The 18,701-nt window shown below is 73.7% G+C and carries 15 protein-coding genes; 4 read left to right on the top strand and 11 right to left on the bottom strand.

Annotated elements, in window-relative coordinates; genetic code table 11:
* Window positions 1–149: 149 nt before the first annotated feature.
* On the bottom strand, window positions 150–905 hold the full coding sequence (locus tag ACL03H_RS04905) for a GntR family transcriptional regulator (RefSeq protein ID WP_412809869.1): 756 nt from the start codon (window positions 903–905) through the stop codon (window positions 150–152).
* 320 nt (window positions 906–1,225) lie between these two features.
* Here ACL03H_RS04905 and ACL03H_RS04900 point away from each other — a divergent pair, with 320 nt between their 5' ends.
* Entirely contained in the window at window positions 1,226–2,251 is a 1,026-nt protein-coding gene (locus ACL03H_RS04900; RefSeq protein ID WP_412809868.1) for an SIS domain-containing protein, read from the top strand.
* A gap of 248 nt (window positions 2,252–2,499) precedes the next feature.
* Here ACL03H_RS04900 and ACL03H_RS04895 read toward each other — a convergent pair whose 3' ends face one another.
* On the bottom strand, window positions 2,500–3,339 hold the full coding sequence (locus ACL03H_RS04895; protein ID WP_412809867.1) for an amidohydrolase family protein: 840 nt from the start codon (window positions 3,337–3,339) through the stop codon (window positions 2,500–2,502).
* 132 nt (window positions 3,340–3,471) lie between these two features.
* On the opposite strand from ACL03H_RS04895, the gene ACL03H_RS04890 reads away from it, so the two are divergent.
* Complete coding sequence (locus ACL03H_RS04890; RefSeq protein ID WP_412809866.1) at window positions 3,472–4,446, top strand: N-acetylglucosamine kinase; 975 nt, start codon at window positions 3,472–3,474, stop codon at window positions 4,444–4,446.
* 117 nt (window positions 4,447–4,563) lie between these two features.
* On the opposite strand, the gene ACL03H_RS04885 is transcribed toward ACL03H_RS04890, so the two are convergent.
* The 4 genes from ACL03H_RS04885 to ACL03H_RS04870 form a co-directional block, all read right to left on the bottom strand.
* Complete coding sequence (locus ACL03H_RS04885; RefSeq protein ID WP_412809865.1) at window positions 4,564–5,283, bottom strand: DUF3159 domain-containing protein; 720 nt, start codon at window positions 5,281–5,283, stop codon at window positions 4,564–4,566.
* Window positions 5,284–5,357: 74 nt separating this feature from the next.
* Window positions 5,358–6,062 carry an ESX secretion-associated protein EspG gene (locus ACL03H_RS04880; protein WP_412809864.1) on the bottom strand — a complete coding sequence of 235 codons (705 nt, stop codon included), beginning with the start codon at window positions 6,060–6,062 and terminating at the stop codon, window positions 5,358–5,360.
* 64 nt (window positions 6,063–6,126) lie between these two features.
* Complete coding sequence (locus ACL03H_RS04875) at window positions 6,127–7,914, bottom strand: hypothetical protein (RefSeq protein ID WP_412809863.1); 1,788 nt, start codon at window positions 7,912–7,914, stop codon at window positions 6,127–6,129.
* Window positions 7,915–8,378: 464 nt separating this feature from the next.
* Entirely contained in the window at window positions 8,379–8,501 is a 123-nt protein-coding gene (locus ACL03H_RS04870) for a hypothetical protein (RefSeq protein ID WP_412809862.1), read from the bottom strand.
* Between the two features lie 316 nt (window positions 8,502–8,817).
* Between ACL03H_RS04870 and ACL03H_RS04865 the strand changes: the two genes are divergently transcribed.
* Window positions 8,818–9,615: an SGNH/GDSL hydrolase family protein gene (locus tag ACL03H_RS04865; protein WP_412809861.1), complete on the top strand. Its 798-nt coding sequence runs from the start codon at window positions 8,818–8,820 to the stop codon at window positions 9,613–9,615.
* Between the two features lie 606 nt (window positions 9,616–10,221).
* Here ACL03H_RS04865 and ACL03H_RS04860 read toward each other — a convergent pair.
* The gene (locus tag ACL03H_RS04860) at window positions 10,222–13,128 is read right to left on the bottom strand and encodes an AfsR/SARP family transcriptional regulator (protein ID WP_412809860.1); all 2,907 of its coding nucleotides are present in this window, start codon (window positions 13,126–13,128) and stop codon (window positions 10,222–10,224) included.
* Window positions 13,129–13,511: 383 nt separating this feature from the next.
* On the opposite strand from ACL03H_RS04860, the gene ACL03H_RS04855 reads away from it, so the two are divergent.
* On the top strand, window positions 13,512–14,564 hold the full coding sequence (locus ACL03H_RS04855) for an ADP-ribosylglycohydrolase family protein (protein ID WP_412809859.1): 1,053 nt from the start codon (window positions 13,512–13,514) through the stop codon (window positions 14,562–14,564).
* Between the two features lie 233 nt (window positions 14,565–14,797).
* On the opposite strand, the gene ACL03H_RS04850 is transcribed toward ACL03H_RS04855, so the two are convergent.
* The 4 genes from ACL03H_RS04850 to ectB all read right to left on the bottom strand — a co-directional run bounded on the left by ACL03H_RS04850 (window position 14,798) and on the right by ectB (window position 18,688).
* The gene (locus tag ACL03H_RS04850) at window positions 14,798–15,667 is read right to left on the bottom strand and encodes an SAM-dependent methyltransferase (RefSeq protein WP_412809858.1); all 870 of its coding nucleotides are present in this window, start codon (window positions 15,665–15,667) and stop codon (window positions 14,798–14,800) included.
* 120 nt (window positions 15,668–15,787) lie between these two features.
* The gene (thpD, locus tag ACL03H_RS04845; RefSeq protein WP_412809857.1) at window positions 15,788–16,690 is read right to left on the bottom strand and encodes an ectoine hydroxylase; all 903 of its coding nucleotides are present in this window, start codon (window positions 16,688–16,690) and stop codon (window positions 15,788–15,790) included.
* Between the two features lie 280 nt (window positions 16,691–16,970).
* Window positions 16,971–17,360, bottom strand: coding sequence for an ectoine synthase (locus ACL03H_RS04840; RefSeq protein WP_412809856.1), 390 nt, complete (start codon window positions 17,358–17,360; stop codon window positions 16,971–16,973).
* Window positions 17,361–17,440: 80 nt separating this feature from the next.
* A complete protein-coding gene (ectB, locus tag ACL03H_RS04835) occupies window positions 17,441–18,688 on the bottom strand; it encodes a diaminobutyrate--2-oxoglutarate transaminase (protein WP_412809855.1) in 1,248 nt (415 codons plus the stop codon).
* Window positions 18,689–18,701: the final 13 nt, after the last annotated feature.

Below are 18,701 nucleotides of genomic sequence, written 5' to 3'. Positions count from 1 at the left end.
TGGTCAGCACGACCGCGCCACTGATCGGCGGACGAATCGGTCCGGCAGGAGCGAGCGGAAAATCCGAGGGAGGTCCCGCGAGCGGCGCGGACGTCTCCGGCGGCGACATCGGCGCGGGAGACTTCGCGGATCCGTTCAGCGAGCGGACGTCACTGGGGCGGGTTGAGCCGGGCGACGAACTTGTAGCGGTCGCCGCGGTAGATGGAGCGCACCCATTCGACGGGTTCACCGGCGGCGTCGAAGGAGTGCCGGGACAGCAGCAGCATCGGCAGCCCGACGTCCGCACCGAGCGTCTCGGCCTCCTCGGGGCTGGCCAGCGCGGTCTCGATCGTCTCGTCGGCGTGGCCGAGCTCCACGCCGAAGTGCTCCCGCAGCACCCGGTACAGCGAGCCGCCCGCCTCCAGCCGGGAGGTCAGCCCGCGGAACCGGGACAGCGGCAGGTGAGTGGTCTCGATGGCCATCGGCTCACCGTCCGCCAACCGCAGCCGCCGCAGCCGCAGCGCCGTCGCCCCCGGACGGGTGCCGAGCAGCGTGGCGAGTTCCTGATCAGCGGGTTCCTCCACGACCTCCAGCAACCGGGAGGCGGGCTGGCGGCCCTGCGCGCGCATGTCCTCGGTGTAGCTGGAGAGCTGGAGCCGCTGAGCCACCTTCGGCTTCGCCGCGAAGGTCCCCTTGCCCTGAACCCGCAGCAGCCGCCCTTCGACGGTGAGCTCGGCGAGCGCTTGGCGCACCGTGGTGCGGGAGACGTCGAACTCCGCGGCGAGCGCGCGCTCGGTGGGGATCGGCGAGCCCGGTGGCAGTGATCGCAGCATGTCCAGCAGGTGCTGCTTGAGCCCCCAGTACTTGGGTTCGCGCTGCGCGCGCACCGGGGTGTCCGTCCCGCCGGACACCGACGTTTCCAGCATCTGTCCTCCTACCGCCGAACCTCGCCTGGCGCGATGGCCGCAGCCGCTGATCACCGGCGTCCGGCACCGGTCCGGGTGCGCCACCGCCCCGCACGAGCGGTGGCCGCGTGCGACGTGGTGGCGAGACCCGCCGCACGCCGCGCCAGGACTTCCCAGCATGCCTGAACAACGGCACGATCATCACGTTCTCCCCAGTTTTCCCACAGTGATGATCTTGAGTGGACCCCGGGTGGCCGTCGCCCTGTCGCGCGGGTCACGCTTCGGGAGACCCCGCTTTCGTTAGCATTGGTCTAGACCTGACGCTCCAGCGAGAGGCACCCATGAGCGACCCCGGCCACCACATGCGAGCCGAGATCGACGAGCAACCGCGCATCTTCGGTGAGCTGCTCGCGGCCACCGACATCGCCGCCGTCGCGGCCACCATCGCCGAACGCAGGCCGCGGTTCGCCCTGCTGGCCGCGCGAGGCTCCAGCGACCACGCGGCGCTCTACGCGAAGTACCTGATCGAAGTGCTGCTGCAGCTGCCCGCCGGACTCGTCTCGCCGTCCACCACAACGCTCTACGGCGCGCGGCCGGACCTCAGCGACGTCCTGCTGCTGACCGTGAGCCAGAGCGGCGGTTCCCCCGACCTCATCGAGGTCACCGACTCCGCCCGCCGCCGGGGCGCCACCACGGTGGCGATCACGAACACGCCCGGCTCGGCGCTGAACTCCACCGCGGAGCTCGCCGTGGACGTCCGGGCCGGCCGCGAGCAGGCGGTGGCCGCGACCAAGACCTACAGCGCCACCCTGCTCGCGCTGTACCTGCTGATCGACGCCGTGCGCGGGGGCACCGGCCGGGACGCGGCGGGGCTGCCCGAGCTGGCGGAGCACGCGCTCTCCAGCAGCGCCGACGCGGTCGCCGAGGCCGTCCACCGGTATCGCTTCACCGGGCGGTTGGTGACCACGGCGCGCGGTTACTCGCTGGCGACCGCGCTGGAGGCCGCGCTCAAGCTCGCCGAGACCAGCTACCTGCCCGCCCGCGCCTACAGCGGCGCCGACCTGCTGCACGGGCCCGTCGCCGCCGTGGACACCGAGACGGCGGTGCTCGCCGTCAGCGGTGAGGGCCGGGGCGGGGCGGCCATGCGCGAGGTGCTCGACGCGGTCCGCGAGCGCGGGGCGGACGTCTGCACGCTCGGCTCCGGACCGGCGACCGCGCATCACATCCCCGTACCCGCCTGCGCCGAGGAGCTGGCTCCGGTCCTGGAGATCCTCCCGGTGCAGCGGCTCGCGCTCGGGCTCGCCGTGGCCCGCGGTGGCGATCCGGACAGCCCGCGCGGCCTGTCCAAGGTCACCCGCACCCGCTGACCTCCGATTTCGCCCTTTCGGAGGTAGCCCGCAGGCGCCGGGACCGAGCGGTCCCGAGACCTGCGGGCTCGGCACCGTCCGGCGAAATCGCCGGAACGGTCCCGGTTCTCGGACGTGATGAGCCCGCCTCACCGAGGGGGCGGGGTGAGGCGGGCAGCGCTAGATTACGCCGAACGGGTCACTCATGACCACCGCTGGAGCGCCTCGGATTCCATCCTCGCGGCGAATCCGCTCCCCGCTTCGGGTGATCAGAGCCCGTAGACCTGCCGGGCGGTGCCATCGAAGATCGACATCCGGTCCTGCTGCGGCAGGCCCCCCAGCAGCTCGGAGGTCAGCTCCAGCACCTCTCGGTAGCTCGCGGACAGCAGGCACACCGGCCAGTCCGAGCCGAACATCATCCGGCCGGGACCGAAGGCGTCCAGCAGCACCTCGACGCACGGCAGCAGCTCCGCGGGCTCGGGCTTCCCGCCCCACCCGGCGGCGGTGGCCAGGCCGGCGAGCTTGCACACCGAGTTCGGGTGACCGGCCAGCCTGCGCACCGACGACTCCCAACCCGCCAGGTCGCCGCCGATCGGCGGCCGGCCGCAGTGGTCCAGCACGAAGGTCAACTGCGGGAAGTCGCCCACCACCTTGATCGCCGATGGCAGCTGCTCCGGACCCACCGCCAGCTCGAACAGCAGGCCCGCGTCCTCCACCGCCGCCAGCCCGCGCGACACCTCCGGCCGAGTCAGCCACTCCGCGTCCGGTTCGTGGGCCACCGGGTGCCGGACCCCCTTCAGCCAGCGGCCCGCCGGGTGCGACAGCAGATCAGCGAGCTGACCGCGCACCGCGCGGGCCGAGAGGTCCACCCAGCCGACGACCCCGCCGATGCAGCTCGCCGAATCGGCGAGCACCAGCATCTCGGGCGCCTCCTCCGGATCGGTCGCGGACTGCACCAGCACCGTGGTGTCCACCTGGGTGCCGCGCAGCGCCTGCGCCAGGTCGGTGGGCCGGAAGTCGCGGCGCAACGGCTCCATCTCGGGCCCCGCGATCCACGGCCGCTCCCGGACGTCGATGTCCCACAGGTGGTGGTGCGCGTCGACGGTCATCGCTGTGTCCTCCCCCGGCCGCGCCGGTTCCCGACGATCGGCATCACAGTGTGGCCGGTCCTCGTTCGCCCGGCGGGAGCGGGCGGGCTCGACGCGCGGAACGGCGGTGCGGGCTGCGGTACAACGGAACACATGCGCGACCTGGTGCTCGGCCTGGACATCGGTGGGACCTCCAGCCGCGCCCTCGTCGGCGACCTGGCGGGCGGGATCGCGGGTCGCGGCACAGCGGGCGGCGGCAACCCGAACTCGCACCCCCCGGAGCTGGCCGTCGCGCAGGTCACCGCGGCCGCGCGCGCCGCGCTCGGCGAACTCGACGGGAGATCGGTGCGCTCCGCCGTGCTGGGGATGGCCGGGGTGAGCGCGATGACGGACCCCCGGGTCGCCGCGCTGTTCCAGGAGGGCTGGACATCGCTCGGCCTGGACTGCCCGGTCCGGGTGGTCAGCGACACCGAGGTCGCGTTCGCCGCCGGTACGGCCACGGCCGACGGGACCGCCCTCATCGCCGGGACCGGAGCGATCGCCGCGCGCATCGAGCGGCACCGCGAGGTGGCGATCGCGGGCGGGCACGGCTGGCTGCTCGGCGACGAGGGCTCGGCGTACTGGCTCGGCAGGGAAGGCGTCCGGCACGCGCTGCGCACCCTCGACGCGGGCGAGGTACCCGACACCGGACTCGCCGGATCGGTGCTGCTCGCGGTGCTGGGCGACCAGGGCGGTGAACTCGCGGAGCACGACCCGGTGCGGCTGCGCAAGCAGCTGATCACCGCCGCGAGCGGGGCACCGCCGATCCGGCTCGCCGAGCTCGCGCCGCTGGTCACCGCCGCCTGCGCGAAACGGGACCCCGCCGGGAGCGAGATCGTGGCCCGGGGCGCGGTCGAGCTCGCCGTCCTGGCGCAGCGGACCCGGCGCCCGGGCGACACCGGGCCGGTGGTGCTGGCGGGCGGGCTCACGGCCGAGGGCAATCCGCTCGGCTCCGCGCTGCGCACCGAGCTCGCGGAGCGGCTGCCCGGGGTCGCGCTGCACCTCGCGGGACCGGGCGCGGCGGGCGCGGCCTGGCTCGCGGCCCTCGACCTCATCCCGCGACCCGCCCGGTACCCCGGCCTGCGGTGAACGACCGATTTCTCGCGAATTCGCCCCCCGGCCCCACGCGCCGCCGCGATTTCGCGAGAAATCGCCGCCGAACCACGCGCTGGGCGGATGCCGGGGAGAGATTTCGCGAGAAATCGCTCAAGCGCTGCGGAGCGGGGCGCCGTCGGGGAGGCGGGGGTGGCGCAGACCCGGGTGGTCGGCCGGGAGGGTCCGCCGCAGGATCCACCAGCTCGCCGCGATGCACAGCGCGACCAGCGGCCAGGTCAACACGACCTGCGCCACGCTCAACGCGAGCACGGCGTCGCCCAGCCACAGCGGGATGAACACCAGCAGCCGCCCCGCGTACTGCCCCACCCACGGCCAGCTCGCCCGGCTGTAACCGCGCAGCAGGTCCGGATCCCGCCGCCAACCGCGCCCCTGGCCGAGCACGGCGCCCACGACGACGCCGAGCAGCGGCCAGCGGGCCGCGATGCTCACCAACCACAGCAGGGCGCTCACCGCGTTGGACACCAGCCGCGCCAGGAAGAAGTCCGCCGCGTTGCCGGTGTAGAGCGCGATCACCGCGCCGGCGAGCACCGCGAGCAGGCTCACCAGCACCGCGAGGGGGCGGGCTCCCCTGGCCAGCCGCCAGCCGCCGATCGCGGCACCGACCGCGACCGCGGCGGTCCCCCCGGCGAGGATCGACTCCCCACCGAGGAACCAGCCGATCCCGAAGCCGAGCGGCGGCAGGCTCGCGTCCATCGCGCTGGTCCGGCTGCCGAGCAGCCCCATCAAGGAGTCCTGCTCCGCGCCTGGTTCCGGGGCCGAGTCCTCGGGCCCCCGCCCGGAGCTCGCCTGCCCGGTCTGCCGATCCGCCATCACGGTCTCCAGCCTGCCGCACCGAGCAGCTCCGGCGCACCCACCGCCAGGCCGGAATCACACCCGGCGCGCGCTCAACCCCTGGCGAGCCTGGACAGCAGGTCCGCGAGGCGGTCGACGACGGCGCCGCGACCAGCGGGAGCGCAGGTCAGCACCTCGCGACCGTCCGGGAAGACCTCCCCGGCCAGGATGAACCGGCCGAGATCGTTGTCGAACCAGGTCAGCCCCGGCACCTCCACCGGAGTTCCGCCGCGCCGCGCCCCCGCGAGCTGGAAGTGCCCGATCCGGAACCGGGGACGCCCGACGATCTCCTCCATCACCCGGGACCGCGCCGCGCGCTCGGCCCGCACGGGCTCCCCGGGCGCGGCCGGAGCCTGCGGCAGCAGGTCCGCGCACACCTCGGGCAGGTCGTGCGGATCGAGGAAGTCCAGCCGCAGCCCGCGCCCGTCGAGCACGCCCGCGACGCCGACCTCACCGGTCGCCACGACCCGCGCGGCGAGCCGCTGACCGGTGCGCACGTCGAGGAGCCCGGCAGCGGCGATCGACACCTCGGAGCCGCAGAGCAGGTAGAGCGCGTCCTCGACCTCCGGCTCCAGTCGGCCGTCGGCCGCGAGCCCGGCTGCCTCCAGCTCGCCCCACACCCGGCGCACCAGCTGGGCGCGCTCCTCCGCCGACGCCTCGGGACGGCCCAGCTCGAACGGGTACTGCCGGACGTCCAGGTCGAGGTGCTCGCCGAGCACGTCCACGGCGGGCGGGGAGAGGGCGATCGTGTCGACCATCGGGGCTATCTCACCTTCGGTGCAGCGAGCTCGCGCGGAGCTCGCCGGGGAACGGAGCGGCGCGTCAGAAGTCGCGGTAGCCCGGGGGTGCTTCGCCGAGCACCGGGGGCGCCACGAGGCGGCCACCGCCGTACTCGTCGTAGAGGTCGTCGGCCTCCACCAGGAACTGCGGACCTCGCCCGCCGGACTCCAGCTCGCCCGGCCGGTAACCACCGGTGCTGAACTCCCGCTCCCGGGACTCCGCCTGGACCTCCTCGGAGGCCGCCCAGGACGTGCGCCGCCGGGTGCGACCCGATCCGGTCGCCGACGAGCTCCGCGACTTCGAGCCCATCGGGCCGAAGCCACCGTCGGCGCGCTGCCGGTAGGGGTCCGGCGGCGGGGGTGGCGCGGGGCGTTGGACCTCGGGGCGCGGTTCCTCGGACCGCGTCGGCTCGGGCGGAGCCGGTGGAACCGGCGGGTGCTGGCGCTGCGGCTGCGGGGGAGGTGCCTGCGGCTGCTGCACCGGCGGTGGCGGCGGGGCCTGCCGCTGCGGTGCGGGCGGTGCCGGCCGCACCGGCGGCGGCATCGGCTGTTGCGGTGCGACCGGAGGCTGCGGGGCTGCCCCGGGCGACATCGGCGGCGGACCGGGGGGCGGTCCCCCGGTCCCGCCCGGGGGCGCCGACTCGGCACCGAACGGTGACATCGGCACCCCGCGCGGCGGCGACGGTGGTTCCGCGCCGGGGGCGAAGGGCTGCGGAAGGCCCTGCGGCGCACCCGGTCCGGCCGCTCCGGGTTGGTGCGGACCGGGCGCGGGGATGCCGCGGGGCGGCGACGGCGGCATCGGGTGCGGCCCGGACGGCGGCCCCTGGCGCAGCGTCTCGGGGCCGCCGGGCAGCGGCGGGCGCGGCGGTCCGGGCGGCCCTCCGGGGTGCGGAGGCCTCGGCTGCTCGGGACCGGCGGGCGGCGGGCCCGAGGCGAACGGGGACCTGGCGGGGCGCGGCACCTCCTCGGTCTCGGGCGGCGGGCCGATCAGCCCGCCGGGAGCGGCCTGCGCCTCGGGCAGGTCGAACAGGTCGGCCTCGCCCTGCGGAGCGGGCCCCCGAGGCGGCACCGGCGCCTGCGGAACGGGGCCGCCAGGGGGCATCGGCTCCTGCGCGGCCGGGGGCGTCGGCGGCACGCCGTGGAACATCGGCGGCGGCACTGGACGCGGTGGTGCGCCCTCCGGGCCGTCGGCGGCCGGGCGTTGCGGCTCGGTGACCGAGCGCTCCTCCAGCAGCGGCCCGGAGAAGCCGCTCGGGCGTTGGTCCACTCGCGTCTCGGCGGTGTGCTGGTGCTCGGCGAGGTCGGGCTCGGCGCCGGGCTCCGGCGAGCCGACGGGCTCGGCGGTCAGGTCGCCGGAGAGCGCGGAGGTGCCACCTGCCGGGTCCGGGCGTTCCGGCTGAGCCGGACGCGGGCGGGCACCGGGCCTGCGGCGCTCGTGCGCGAACCGGTCGCCGAGCTGCTCGACGCGCTCCCAGAGCGCGAACGGATCGGGCTCGGCGGCCAGCGCCGCGAACTCCGAGCGCAGGTCGAAGCGGGGGCGCGGACGGGGTTCGGCGACGGGTGGCTCGGGGCGCGGCTCGCCGACCGGGCCTCGCGCGGCCGGAGGCCGAGGGGAACCAGCTCCCCGCCCGGCGAGTCCCGGTCGGGCCGGGAGGTCGCCGGAGGCCGGTTCGCCCGCTCGGCGGATGTCCGGAGCGGACCTGCGCGGCTCACCTCTGAGCGGGAGCTCGTCACCGCTCGTAGCGGATTCGGCGTCCGGCAGCTCACCGCCGAACGACTCGGGTGAGCCGGGCGAATGCCGCTCACCGGATTCCCGGAAATCACCGGGCATCGGGTTCTCACCACCGCGAACGGAATCGGGTTCGGAGGTCTCCTCTGGTACCAGCGGTCCCGGGGAAACGACGGTCTCGCCCGCCGTGAAGGATTCCGCGGCGGACCGGGACGTGAATTCGGGCGAAAACGGCACGCGTTCTCCGCGAAAGGCCGCGTCGGGCCCGAGTTCACCGCCGAGCAACGGCCCCGCCGGAGGGGCCGGGCGGCGCGAAGCGGGCCTGCCCGGCCGACGCGCGGGCGCGCCGTCGCCGCGCCCCTGCGACTCGCGCCGCGGAGGCGGTTCGGCGGCCCCGCGCGGCGCGGACGGCGGCGGGTGACCCGCGAGCCCCGGCGCAGCCGGATCGTGCGGTGACGTCACTTCTCCCCCAGCTCTCGGATGCACCTCGACCACCGCGGCCCCCTCGTCCGCACCCTCCGGCCCGTGGCGACGGGCGGCGGCTGCGGGCTTGCCGTCGTTCCCACTCAGGCGCCTGCCTCGATGGGGTCGAACCGGGTCGCGCGCGGCCGCGGCGGCAGGTCGCGGACCCGCCCGATGACGTGCTCCCCCACTGCGAGCAGCGCCGCCACCTGCGTCGATCGCGACATCACGAGCCCCCTCGTTGCTTCTGCCACCGCCGAGCGAGATTAGCAGTCGCGTTCGACGCGCACCGTGGTTTCCCGGCAAGCCACCTCTTCATTGCGCGGGTGCACGCGCGTGCCACCTCAGCCGCCGTTAGGCAAGGGGGAGACCACCCCCGCCGGGCTCGTTCCGGGCACCAGGGCGAAAACGGGGTGAATCACCGGATTGATACCGATACTTTCAAGTGCCGTTAATCACTCGGCCGTAACCAACGGTGGCGTAGGTCGACAGCGGAGGACGAGGGTGTCCGTGCTGATGCGGACAGGCGCGGGAGGAGGGCCGATGAACGGCCGGGAGAACAGCGGAACGCGGACGAACTGGTCGAGCTTCGTCGCGCTGGGCGACAGCTTCACCGAAGGCATCGCCGATCCCGCTCCCGGCGGTGGCTTCCGCGGCTGGGCGGATCGCCTGGCCGAACACCTGACGCGCCGCGACCCGGGGCTCACCTACGCGAACCTCGCGGTGCGCGGCAAGCTGCTGCACCAGATCGCCGGGGACCAGGTCCCCCAGGCGATCGCGCTGCGCCCCGAACTGGTCTCGCTGGTGGGCGGCGGCAACGACATCATCCGGCCCGGGAGCGACCCGGACGAGCTCGCCGCGCTGTTCGACTCCGCCGTCGGGCGGCTTCGGGCGACAGGAGCCGACGTGCTCATGGGGACCGGGTTCGACACCGCCTCGACTCCGGTGCTGCGACGGATGCGGGGCAAGATCGGCACCTACAACGCGCACCTGCGGGCGATCGCGGACGCGCACGGCTGCTTGGTGGTGGACCTGTGGTCGATGCGGGTGCTGCAGGACGCGCGGGCGTGGAGCGGCGATCGGCTGCACCTGTCCGCGGAAGGCCATCGCCGCGTCGCGTTGCGCGCCGCGGAAGTGCTGGGGGCGCCGGTGGACGAGGACTGGCGCGTCCCCTGGCCGGAACTGCCGGTGCGGACCTGGCGGGTGCAACGGGCGCAGGACATCCAGTGGGCCCGCGAACACCTGGCGCCGTGGATCGTCCGTCGGCTGCGCGGCCGCTCCAGCGGCGACGGCCGGGGCCCCAAGCGCCCCGAGCTCGACCACCTCTGCCCGCCCCGCTGACTCCGCGATTTCGCGAGAAATCGCGCTCCCGCGCGCCCGAGGCCCTGGTCACGCTGCTCCCGCGCCGCGATTTCGCGAGAAATCACGTCCGCACCAGGCCGGTGCCGAGGCCGCTGTGCGGCGCGATTTCTCGCGAAATCGCTCCGGACGGGTCGTCGGACGCGGTCCGCCGCGGCATCGCCGGGTGCGGACTCGGGTGGCGAGAAGCGTGCGGCCCCGGGCCCGGAGAAGAGCGCCGGAGGCGTGGCCGGGACGGCTCGGGCGGGCGGTGGGAGGGCAGCGCCGGTGCGGGAGCGGAAGACGAAGTGCGGACCTCTGGTCGTCCCCCACGCCAAAGGCCCGCACCCACCCCCACGCCTCCCCGGATGCTCCGGGTCTCCCCGTACTCCCGGGTCTCCGTTCCCGGAGTCCCGCCCCGACCGTTGCCCGCGGGGCGGGCTCGGCCGGGACGGTCGCGGGTGGCAATCCCCCCTCGGATTTCCCCCAGGACCACCCGGTGCGGATCCGCGATGCCGACCCGCACGAGAACACCTTCCCAGTCGGCGCTAGACGCCCGCTAAACGTCGGCTAAACACCGCTCCGGAGGCCGCGCGACCTGCGAGGGAGTCAGCTTTCGCGCGCGGCGAGCCCCTGAAGTCGGCTCCGCGCCTGGGCCGCGCGCGGCGAGCCGCCGGTCTCGTAGATCGACAGCGCGGTCTCCCACCGGTTGCGGGCGACCGAGCCGTCCCCGCGCGAGTGCGCCACGTCGCCGAGCCCGAGGTAGGCCGATGCCTGGTGCATCGCCGAACCGCAGCGCTGCGCCACGTCGAGCGCCTCGTGGTGGTAGCCCTCCCCGTCGTCGGGCCTGCCGAGTTCGATGCTGACCTCGCCGCAGTTGTTCAACACCATCGCCAGGGTTTCGAGGTCGTCCGCCTCGCGGTACATCACCTCGGCCTCCAGCAGGTGCTCCAGGGCCTCGTCGAGCCGACCGTTGGCCTGCTCGACCTGGGCGAGGTTGTTCAGGGCTCCCGCCTCGCGGTAGCGGTCCCCGAGGGTGCGGTAGGCCCGCAGCGCGTCCCGGCAGTGCACCTGCGCCTCCGCGTAGCGGCTCATCCGGAACAGCACGGCGCCCATGTTCACCTGGGCCAGCGCCAGCCACCCGGGGTCACCGGTGGCGACGGCGCAGCGGTAGGAGTCGGCGTAGTGCGCGAGCGCCTCGTCGTGCTTGCCGGTTCGGGCGTAGGCCACCCCGAGCCCCGCGGGCATGAGCACCTGCCCGACCGGGTCGGCGGCGAGCCGCGCCGACTCCAGGCCGACGGTGTAGATCTGGATCCAGTCCTCCCAGGGGCAGCGCACCACCAGGTAGTTGAACTGGCAGCGCACCAGCCGCCACGCGTGCTCGTGCAGCCCGTGGGCGTGCGCGGCGCGCACGGCGGCGACCAGGTTGGGCCACTCCGAGTCGAACCAGGCCAGCGCCTCGGTCCGGTTCCGGATCTCGGGCTGCTCGATGGTGGAGTCGCCGGAGAGGTCGAGGTCGTCGCGCGCGGGCCGCAGGAAGCGGCGGGCGTGGTCGGCGACCACCAGGTAGTAGTGCAGCAGCCGGGTGAACGCCTTCTCGTCGCGCTCGGCGACGCCCGCGTGGTCCGGTCTGCCGTCCTCGGGGGCGGTGAGCAGCTCCCGCGCGTAGAGCCGCAGCAGGTCGTGCATCCCGAAGCGATCCGGCTCGGGTTCGGTCACCAGGTGCGCGAGCGCGAGCGCCCGCAGCCGCCGGTAGGCGTTGGGCGGGTCGGTCTCGCAGACCGCGGCCACGGCGTGCGCGGTGAAGGTGTGCCCCGGCACGAGCCCGAGCCGCCGGAAGGTCGCCGCGTGCAACGGGTGCAGGTTGCGGTAGGAGATGTCGAAAGCGCGGCGCACGCTCGTGTCGGCGTCGTCGATGTCCAGCGCGTGCAGCCGGTTGCTCTCGTCGGTGAGCTCCCGGACCAGGCCGGCGATGCCGCGCGCCGGGTTGGCCGCGAGCCGGGCGGCGGCGATCCGCAGCGCCAGCGGCAGGCCGCCGCAGAGCTCGGCGAGCTCCCGGGCCGCTTCGGGTTCCGCGGCGGAGCCGTCGATGCCGCCCGCCCGGCCGAGCAGTTCGACCGCGGACTCGGTGGGCAGGGTCTCCAACGGCAGCACCCGCGCGCCGCTGCGCACCACCAACCCGTCCAGCCGCCGCCTGCTGGTGACCAGCACCAGGGAGCGGGAGCTGCCGGGCAGCAGCGGCCGGACCTGCTCGGAGTCGCGGGCGTTGTCCAGCAGCACCAGCACCCGGCGGTCCGCCAGCAACGAGCGGAACAGCGCGGCCCGGTCGTCGAGGTCGACCGGGATGGCGTCGGCGGCCACGCCGAGCGTCTTGATCATGCTGGTGAGCGCCTCACCCGGGGACAGCGGAGCGCGTTCGGAGTCGAAGCCCCGCAGCGAGGCGTAGAGCTGGCCGTCCGGGAACGAGGCGGCGACCCGGTGCGCCCAGGTGATCGCCACCGCGCTCTTGCCGACGCCGGCGGTGCCGGTGAGCACGGCGAGCAGCGTGGCGTCGCCGCGGTCCCGCTCGACCATCCGGTCCAGCACCGCCATCTCGCGCTCCCGGCCGACGAACCCGGCGACCGCGGGCGGCAGCTCCGCCGGGACCGGCCCGACCGGGGCGACCTCGCGGTCGGCCTGCCGCTGGGTTCCGCTGAGCAGGGCCTCGTCGTCGCGCAGCAGCCGTTCGTAGAGGGTGCGCACCTCGGGACCGGGGTCGATGCCGAGTTCGTGCGAGAGCCGCTCCCGCAGCGCGTGGTAGCGGGCGAGGGCCTCGGCGCGGTTGCCCGCCCGGTACCCGGCGAGCATGAGCAGGTAGGTCAGCCGCTCGCGCAACGGGTGGTGGTCTACGAGCGCGGACAGCTCGACGACGAGCCGGTGGTGCTTGCCGAGCTCCAGCTCGGCGGCGATGCGCTCCTCCAGGGCGAGCAGCCGCAGCTCGTCGAGGTTCGGACCGACCAGCTGCGGCAGCCGCTCGGCGGCGATGCCGGAGAGCACCGGCCCGCGCCACAGCCGCAGCGCCTCGCCCAGCAGTGCCGCGCGGGTCGCGGGGTCCTTGCCGTGCGCCTCGTTGATGAGCGTCCGCACGCGGTGCGCGTCGACCCGTTCGGGGTCGATCCGCAGCAGGTAGCCGGGGGCGCGGGTGAGGATCTCGGGACGCCCGGGAGTGCTCTCGTCACCGTGCTCGTGCAGCAGGCGGCGGATCCGCGAGATGTACCCGTGCACGATGGTCCGGGCGGTGGCGGGCGGGTCGTCACCCCAGAGGGTGTCGATGAGCCGGTCGATGGAGACGAGCTGGTTCGGCTCCAGGAGCAGGCAGGCGAACGCGCCGCGGACGGCGGCGGAGCCGAGCCGCAGCGGCGCACCGTCCAGCCGCACTTCGAGCGGGCCCAGCACCTGGAAGGTGAAGCCGTGCGCGGGCAGACCGCTCGCCTGGCCGGTGCCGCCCCGCGCGGGCGTAGCGTCCTGCCCCTGCATGCCCCTCGACACCTGCCGTTCGCTGCGAATTCGATCCTCGTCAGTTTCGGTCACCCGGGCTCGCGGCGTCCACTCCCGGCGCAGCCGACACACGGTAGCGATCTTCGGGTCAACGGCTGCCCGGACCGGCCATGGCGTCACCCGATCAGCCGAACGCCGGGTCGCCCGCGTCGCGCGTTCGGCGGCACCGCCGCTCACCCCCGGCCACCCCGAGGCCCGAAAAGTTGATCATTCACGGATCCGGCCCCGGAACCGGGGGTGCCAGGCCTCACGCGGCGAAGATGTTCACGGACGCCGGATCGATGCCGGGCCCGCGGTACCGCCCAGTAGAGTCGGCCCCTGATCGACACCGTCGAAGCAGCGCCCGAGAAGGAGCCCGCCGCGTGCCCACACCGTCCACAGTGGTCGATCGGGCCGTGGGCTGTCTGCTCGGCGGCGCGCTCGGCGACGCGCTCGGGGCACCCGTCGAGTTCCAGCAGCTGGACGGCATCCGCGCCGAGCACGGCGAGCAGGGCATCACCGAACCCCCACCGCAGGCGCTGCTCGGCGACGCCACCCAGATGACGCTGTTCACCGGCGAGGGCTACCTGAGCGCCTGGACGCAGGGCAACAACGGCGGCCAGTGGCGCCCGGTCGAGACGGTCACCGCCGCCTACCGGCGCTGGCTGATCACCCAGCAGGAGTCCAAGCCGCCGCCGGGCGCGACCGGCCTGCTCGCCGAAGGCGAGCTCTACGCCAGTCGCGCCCCCGGGCTCACCAGCCTGCGCGCCCTGGGCGAGCCGGAGCTCGGCAGCCCGGACCGGCCGCGCAACAGCTCCAAGGGCTGCGGCGGCGTGGACCGCAGCACGCCGATCGGCTTCGCGCCGAGCGCGACCATCGCCTACGGGCTCGGCTGCCGGCTCGCCGCGCTCACCCACGGCGGGGCGGGCGGCTGGGCCTCGGCGGGCACCCTCTCGCTGATCGTGCACCTCGTCGCGGTGCAGGGCAGGCGGCTGCCGGAGGCCGTGGACCAGGCGACCGGCCGGGTGCTGCGCGACGACGGGGAGACGGCGGGACTGCTCGCGGAGGCCTCCTCGCTGGCCCGGATGGGCGCCTCGGTCGCGCACGTCGAACGGCTCGGCCAGGGCTGGATCGGACCGGAGGCGCTGGCCATCGGCGCGTACTGCGCGCTGGCGCTGCCCCGACCGGAGCAGTTCCCCGCGGCGCTGCGGCTGGCGGCCAACCACTCCGGGCACAGCGACAGCACGGCCGCGATCACCGGGGCGCTGCTCGGCGCCCGGCACGGCACGGCCGCGCTCCCGCGCAACTGGCTGTCCCGGCTGGAGCTGGCCGACGTGGTCGAGCGCATCGGCCACGACATCGGCGCGTCCTGCGCGGGCGAGAAGTTCAACGAGCGCCGCTACCTCGGTCTCGACCCGGCCCCCGCCACCACCTGATCCCGCCCCCGCGCACCACCTCCCCGCCCCCGGGACCCGCGATTTCGTGAGAAATCGCGCCGCCGGACGGCGACCGCACGCCTCCCCCGGAACCGCGATTTCGCGAGAAATCGGGGGCTCGCCCTCGGTGGGGGCCGCGATTTCTCATGAAATTGCCGGTGTCCGGGGGTGGGGGCCGCGATTTCTCGCGAAATCGCGGGTGGGCGTGGTGGGGTGAGTTCGCGGGGCGGGGGTCAGGGTTTGCGGGCCGCGCCGCAGAGCATTCGGGAGCGCGCCGGGTCGGCGAACTCCTCGTTGCCGTCGGGACGCCACTGCGGCGCGTAGACGAGCCCCGGGGGCAACATCTCGAAGTCCCCGAAGAAGGCCCGGACCTCCTCGGCGGTGCGGAGCTGCCCGGGGTGCGTGGAGCGCTCGTACGCCTCCACCAGTCGCCGGTTCTGCTCCCGCTCCTCCTCGGTCTCGTCCGAGGTCGTCCAGTGCGAGACCGCCAGCAGCGAGCCGCTCGGCAACCGCGCCCGGAGCGCGTCCAGCGCGGCGTGCGGCCGGCCGGCGTCCTTCGAGAAGTGCAGCATCGAGGTCATGAGCAGGCACATCGGCTCGTCCAGGTCGAGCACGCCGGTGGCCTCCAGGCGGGGCCACAACCCGTCGGGATCGGCGATCGGATCGGCGCGCAGCGCGCGGTGCCGCCGCTGGTCGCCCTCCCGTTCGAGGATCAGCCCGCCCAGCGACTGCACCACCGGGTCGTTGTCCACGTAGACGACCCGCGCCCCGTCCGGGTCACCCGAGGTGGCCGAGCGGCGGTGCAGCTCGGCCACCTCGTGCACGTTGCCCGCGGTCGGCAGCCCGGATCCGATGTCGAGGAACTGCCGCATCCCGGAGTCCAGCGCGCAGCGCACCACGCGGTTGAGGAAGCGCCGGTTCTCCCGGCAGTAGGCCTTCATACCGGGCACGATCTCCACGACCTTCCGCCCGAAGGCGCGGTCGATCTCCCAGTTGTGGGCTCCGCCGAGGAACCAGTCGTAGACCCGCGCCGCGCTCGGCGTGGTGACGCTGTCCCGCATCCCGGCGGGAACCGCCGGAACCGGGTCGTGCAGTGTGCTCATCCGCTCTCCTGGACCGCCCCGCACGCGGGGACGCCGTGGAACCGCTCCCAGGTTCGCCCATGGAGATCACGATTCCAACCCCCGCGGCCACCCGGCCCGGCACCAGGCCGGGTGGTCACGTCACCGGGCGAGCGCGGCGGTGTCGCGGGCGGCGATGAACTCCGGCCGCGGCCGCCGCGCCGCGAACGGCGCCACCGGCCGGTTGTGCACGCTGTTGAACACGATGAAGATGTTCGACCTCGGGAACGGCGTGATGTTGTTGCCCGAGCCGTGCATGGTGTTCGAGTCGAACCACAGCGCCGAGCCCGCCGAGCCGGTGAACTGCTCGATCCCGTGCTCGTAGCCGAGGCGCGTGATGTCCTCCTCCGCCGGCACACCGACCTTCTGCTCCCGGAGCGAGGACTTGTAGTTGTCCCCCGGGGTTCGTCCGGCGCAGGACACGTAGGTGCGGTGCGCTCCGGGCATGACCATCAACCCGCCGTTGAACGGGTGGTTGTCGGTGAGCGCGATCGACATGCTCACCGCGCGCGGGGCGGGCATCCCGTCCTCGGCGTGCCAGGTCTCGAAGTCGGAGTGCCAGTAGAACCCGGTCCCCTTGAAGCCCGGCATGTAGTTGATCCGGCTCTGGTGGACGTAGACGTCCGAGCCCAGGATCTGCCGCGCGCGGTCCAGCACCCTCGGGTCCCGCACCAGCCGGGCGATCGGCCCGCTCGTGCGGTGCACCTCGAACAGGGAGCGGACCTCGCCCGAGTGCTTCTCGACCACGGTGCGCTCGTCGGCCCGGACCTCGGGGTCCCGGGTGAGCCGTTCGAGCTCCCGCCAGTAGTCCTGGACCTCGGCCGGCGACAGCAGGCCGGGGACGACGTGGAAGCCGTCGCGGTCGTGCTCGCCGAGCTCGGCCGCCGTCGCGGGCCCGGAGCTCACCCCGGGCCAGACGACTGGATCGGTGCGTTCGAGGAATGCGGACCCGGTACCGCGCCGGGTCGGATAACGGTCCTGAGTCGTCACGTCCGCGACGGTCATCAGTGTCGCCTCCTTCGCGAATCACCGCCGGAGCGGCCGATTCCCGATCTCCCGGAAATCGGCCGCCATTTCTCGGTTACTCGGCCGGTCGCGGACCCCCGGCGATTTCGGGAGAAATCGCGCACCGCAGCGGCAACCTGGTTCTTCAGTGCTACCCGGGCCGCGCGGTCGTTACGCATCGGAGCTCGGCGGAGACGCCGAGAGGGCATGAGAAGAGCCGCCCCCGAACCGCGGGGAAGCGGTTCGGGGGCGGCTCTGGCGGAGCGCCGGAGTTACCGGATCAGTCCTCCACGACCAGCGGGTACACGCCGTTCTCGTCGTGCACCTCGCGGCCGGTCACCGGGGGGTTGAACACGCAGACGGTGCGCATGTCGGTCTTCGGGCGGACCTGGTGCTTGTCGTGCTCGTTGAGCATGTAGAGGGTGCCGGGCTTGAGCTGGTGGACCTCGCCGGTGGCCTTGTCCTCGACCTCGCCCTCGCCCTCGAACACGAAGACGGCCTCGATGTGGTTGGCGTACCAGAAGTCGTTCACGGTTCCGGCGTAGAGGGTGGTCTCGTGCACCGAGAAGCCGACCTTCTCCCTGGCCAGCACGATGCGCTTGCTGCGCCAGTTCTCGCTCTGGATGTCGTCGTCGGTGTTCTCGACCTCTTCGAGGCTGCGGACGAACACAATGCCCTCCTTCGTGGTGCCGGTGGTGCCGAACGAGACGGCCGACCCGGGCTTCCGGGCCGGCCATCGCGCGCGTGGTGTCAGGCAAGCACAGCTTGCACGGAATCGACGATGATCTGAAGCCCCTGTTCGAGCTCTTCATCCGACACGGTCAGCGGCGGCATGATCTTGATCACTTCGCTCTGCGGACCGGAGGTCTCCAGGATCAGCTTGCGGTCGAAGGCGGCCTTGGAGATCTTGCCCGCGACCTCGGGGTCCTCGAAGCCGAGGCCACGAGCGAGGCCGCGGCCCTTGGCCAGCGCGCCGTCGTGCTTCGCGACGATCTCGTCGAGGACCTGACCGACCCGCTCGCCCTTGGCGATGGTGGAGCGCTGGAGCTCGTCGTCGCTCCAGTACAGGTTCAGCGCCTCGGTGGCGGTGACGAACGCGGGGTTGTTGCCGCGGAAGGTGCCGTTGTGCTCGCCGGGCTCCCACACGTCGTGCTCGGACTTGATCAACGTCAGGGCCAGCGGGAGGCCGTAGCCGCCGATGGACTTCGACAGGCAGACGACGTCCGGGACGATGCCCGCCTCTTCGAAGCTGAAGAACGGGCCGGTGCGCCCGCAGCCCATCTGGACGTCGTCGATGACGAGCAGCATCCCGTGCTTGTCGCACAGCTCCCGCAGACCGCGCAGCCACTCCGGGCGGGAGGAGTTGATGCCGCCCTCGCCCTGCAGCGTCTCCACGATCACCGCGGCGGGTTCGTTGAGGCCGGAACCGCTGTCCTCGAGCAGCCGCTCGAAGTACAGGAAGTCCGGGTACTGGCCGTCGAAGTAGTTGTCGTACGGCATCGGCGTGGAGTGCACCAGCGGGATGCCGGCGCCGCCGCGCTTCATCGAGTTGCCCGTGACCGACAGCGAGCCCAGCGTCATGCCGTGGAAGGCGTTCGTGAAGCTGATGATCGACTCGCGACCGGTGATCTTGCGGACGAGCTTGAGCGCGGACTCCACGGAGTTCGTGCCCGTCGGCCCGGGGAACTGGACCTTGTAGTCCAGCCCGCGCGGTTTCAGCAGCTTCTCGTCGAGCGTCTCCAGGAACTGCCGCTTGGCGGCGGTGGCCTGGTCGAGGCCGTGGGTGACGCCGTCGCGCTCGATGTACTCGATCAGCTTGCGCTTCAGCTGCGGGTTGTTGTGCCCGTAGTTCAGGGCCCCCGCACCGGCGAAGAAGTCCAGGTAGGGCGTGCCGTCCTCGCCGTAGAGCCAGCTCCCGCGCGCCGTGTCGAACGTCGTCGGCCAGGTGCGGCTGTAGCTGCGGACCTCGGATTCGAGGCTTGCGAAGATGTCGTTCACGATCCTCCGTTCG

Origin of the sequence: Saccharopolyspora antibiotica (assembly GCF_047200635.1) — a bacterium.
Lineage (GTDB): Bacteria > Actinomycetota > Actinomycetes > Mycobacteriales > Pseudonocardiaceae > Saccharopolyspora_C.
This window is presented reverse-complemented; position numbering and strand designations above follow the sequence as displayed.

Bases quoted from the DNA above. Each gene is read 5' to 3' on its own strand.
- ACL03H_RS04850 (WP_412809858.1), bottom strand. From the start codon at position 15,667: ATGAGCACACTGCACGACCCGGTTCCGGCGGTTCCCGCCGGGATGCGG.
- ACL03H_RS04870 (WP_412809862.1), bottom strand. From the start codon at position 8,501: ATGTCGCGATCGACGCAGGTGGCGGCGCTGCTCGCAGTGGGGGAGCAC.
- thpD (WP_412809857.1), bottom strand. From the start codon at position 16,690: ATGACCGTCGCGGACGTGACGACTCAGGACCGTTATCCGACCCGGCGC.
- ACL03H_RS04895 (WP_412809867.1), bottom strand. From the start codon at position 3,339: ATGACCGTCGACGCGCACCACCACCTGTGGGACATCGACGTCCGGGAG.
- ACL03H_RS04900 (WP_412809868.1), top strand. From the start codon at position 1,226: ATGAGCGACCCCGGCCACCACATGCGAGCCGAGATCGACGAGCAACCG.
- ACL03H_RS04890 (WP_412809866.1), top strand. From the start codon at position 3,472: ATGCGCGACCTGGTGCTCGGCCTGGACATCGGTGGGACCTCCAGCCGC.
- ACL03H_RS04865 (WP_412809861.1), top strand. From the start codon at position 8,818: ATGAACGGCCGGGAGAACAGCGGAACGCGGACGAACTGGTCGAGCTTC.
- ACL03H_RS04885 (WP_412809865.1), bottom strand. From the start codon at position 5,283: ATGGCGGATCGGCAGACCGGGCAGGCGAGCTCCGGGCGGGGGCCCGAG.
- ACL03H_RS04905 (WP_412809869.1), bottom strand. From the start codon at position 905: ATGCTGGAAACGTCGGTGTCCGGCGGGACGGACACCCCGGTGCGCGCG.
- ACL03H_RS04880 (WP_412809864.1), bottom strand. From the start codon at position 6,062: ATGGTCGACACGATCGCCCTCTCCCCGCCCGCCGTGGACGTGCTCGGC.
- ACL03H_RS04860 (WP_412809860.1), bottom strand. From the start codon at position 13,128: ATGCAGGGGCAGGACGCTACGCCCGCGCGGGGCGGCACCGGCCAGGCG.
- ACL03H_RS04875 (WP_412809863.1), bottom strand. From the start codon at position 7,914: ATGCCCGGTGATTTCCGGGAATCCGGTGAGCGGCATTCGCCCGGCTCA.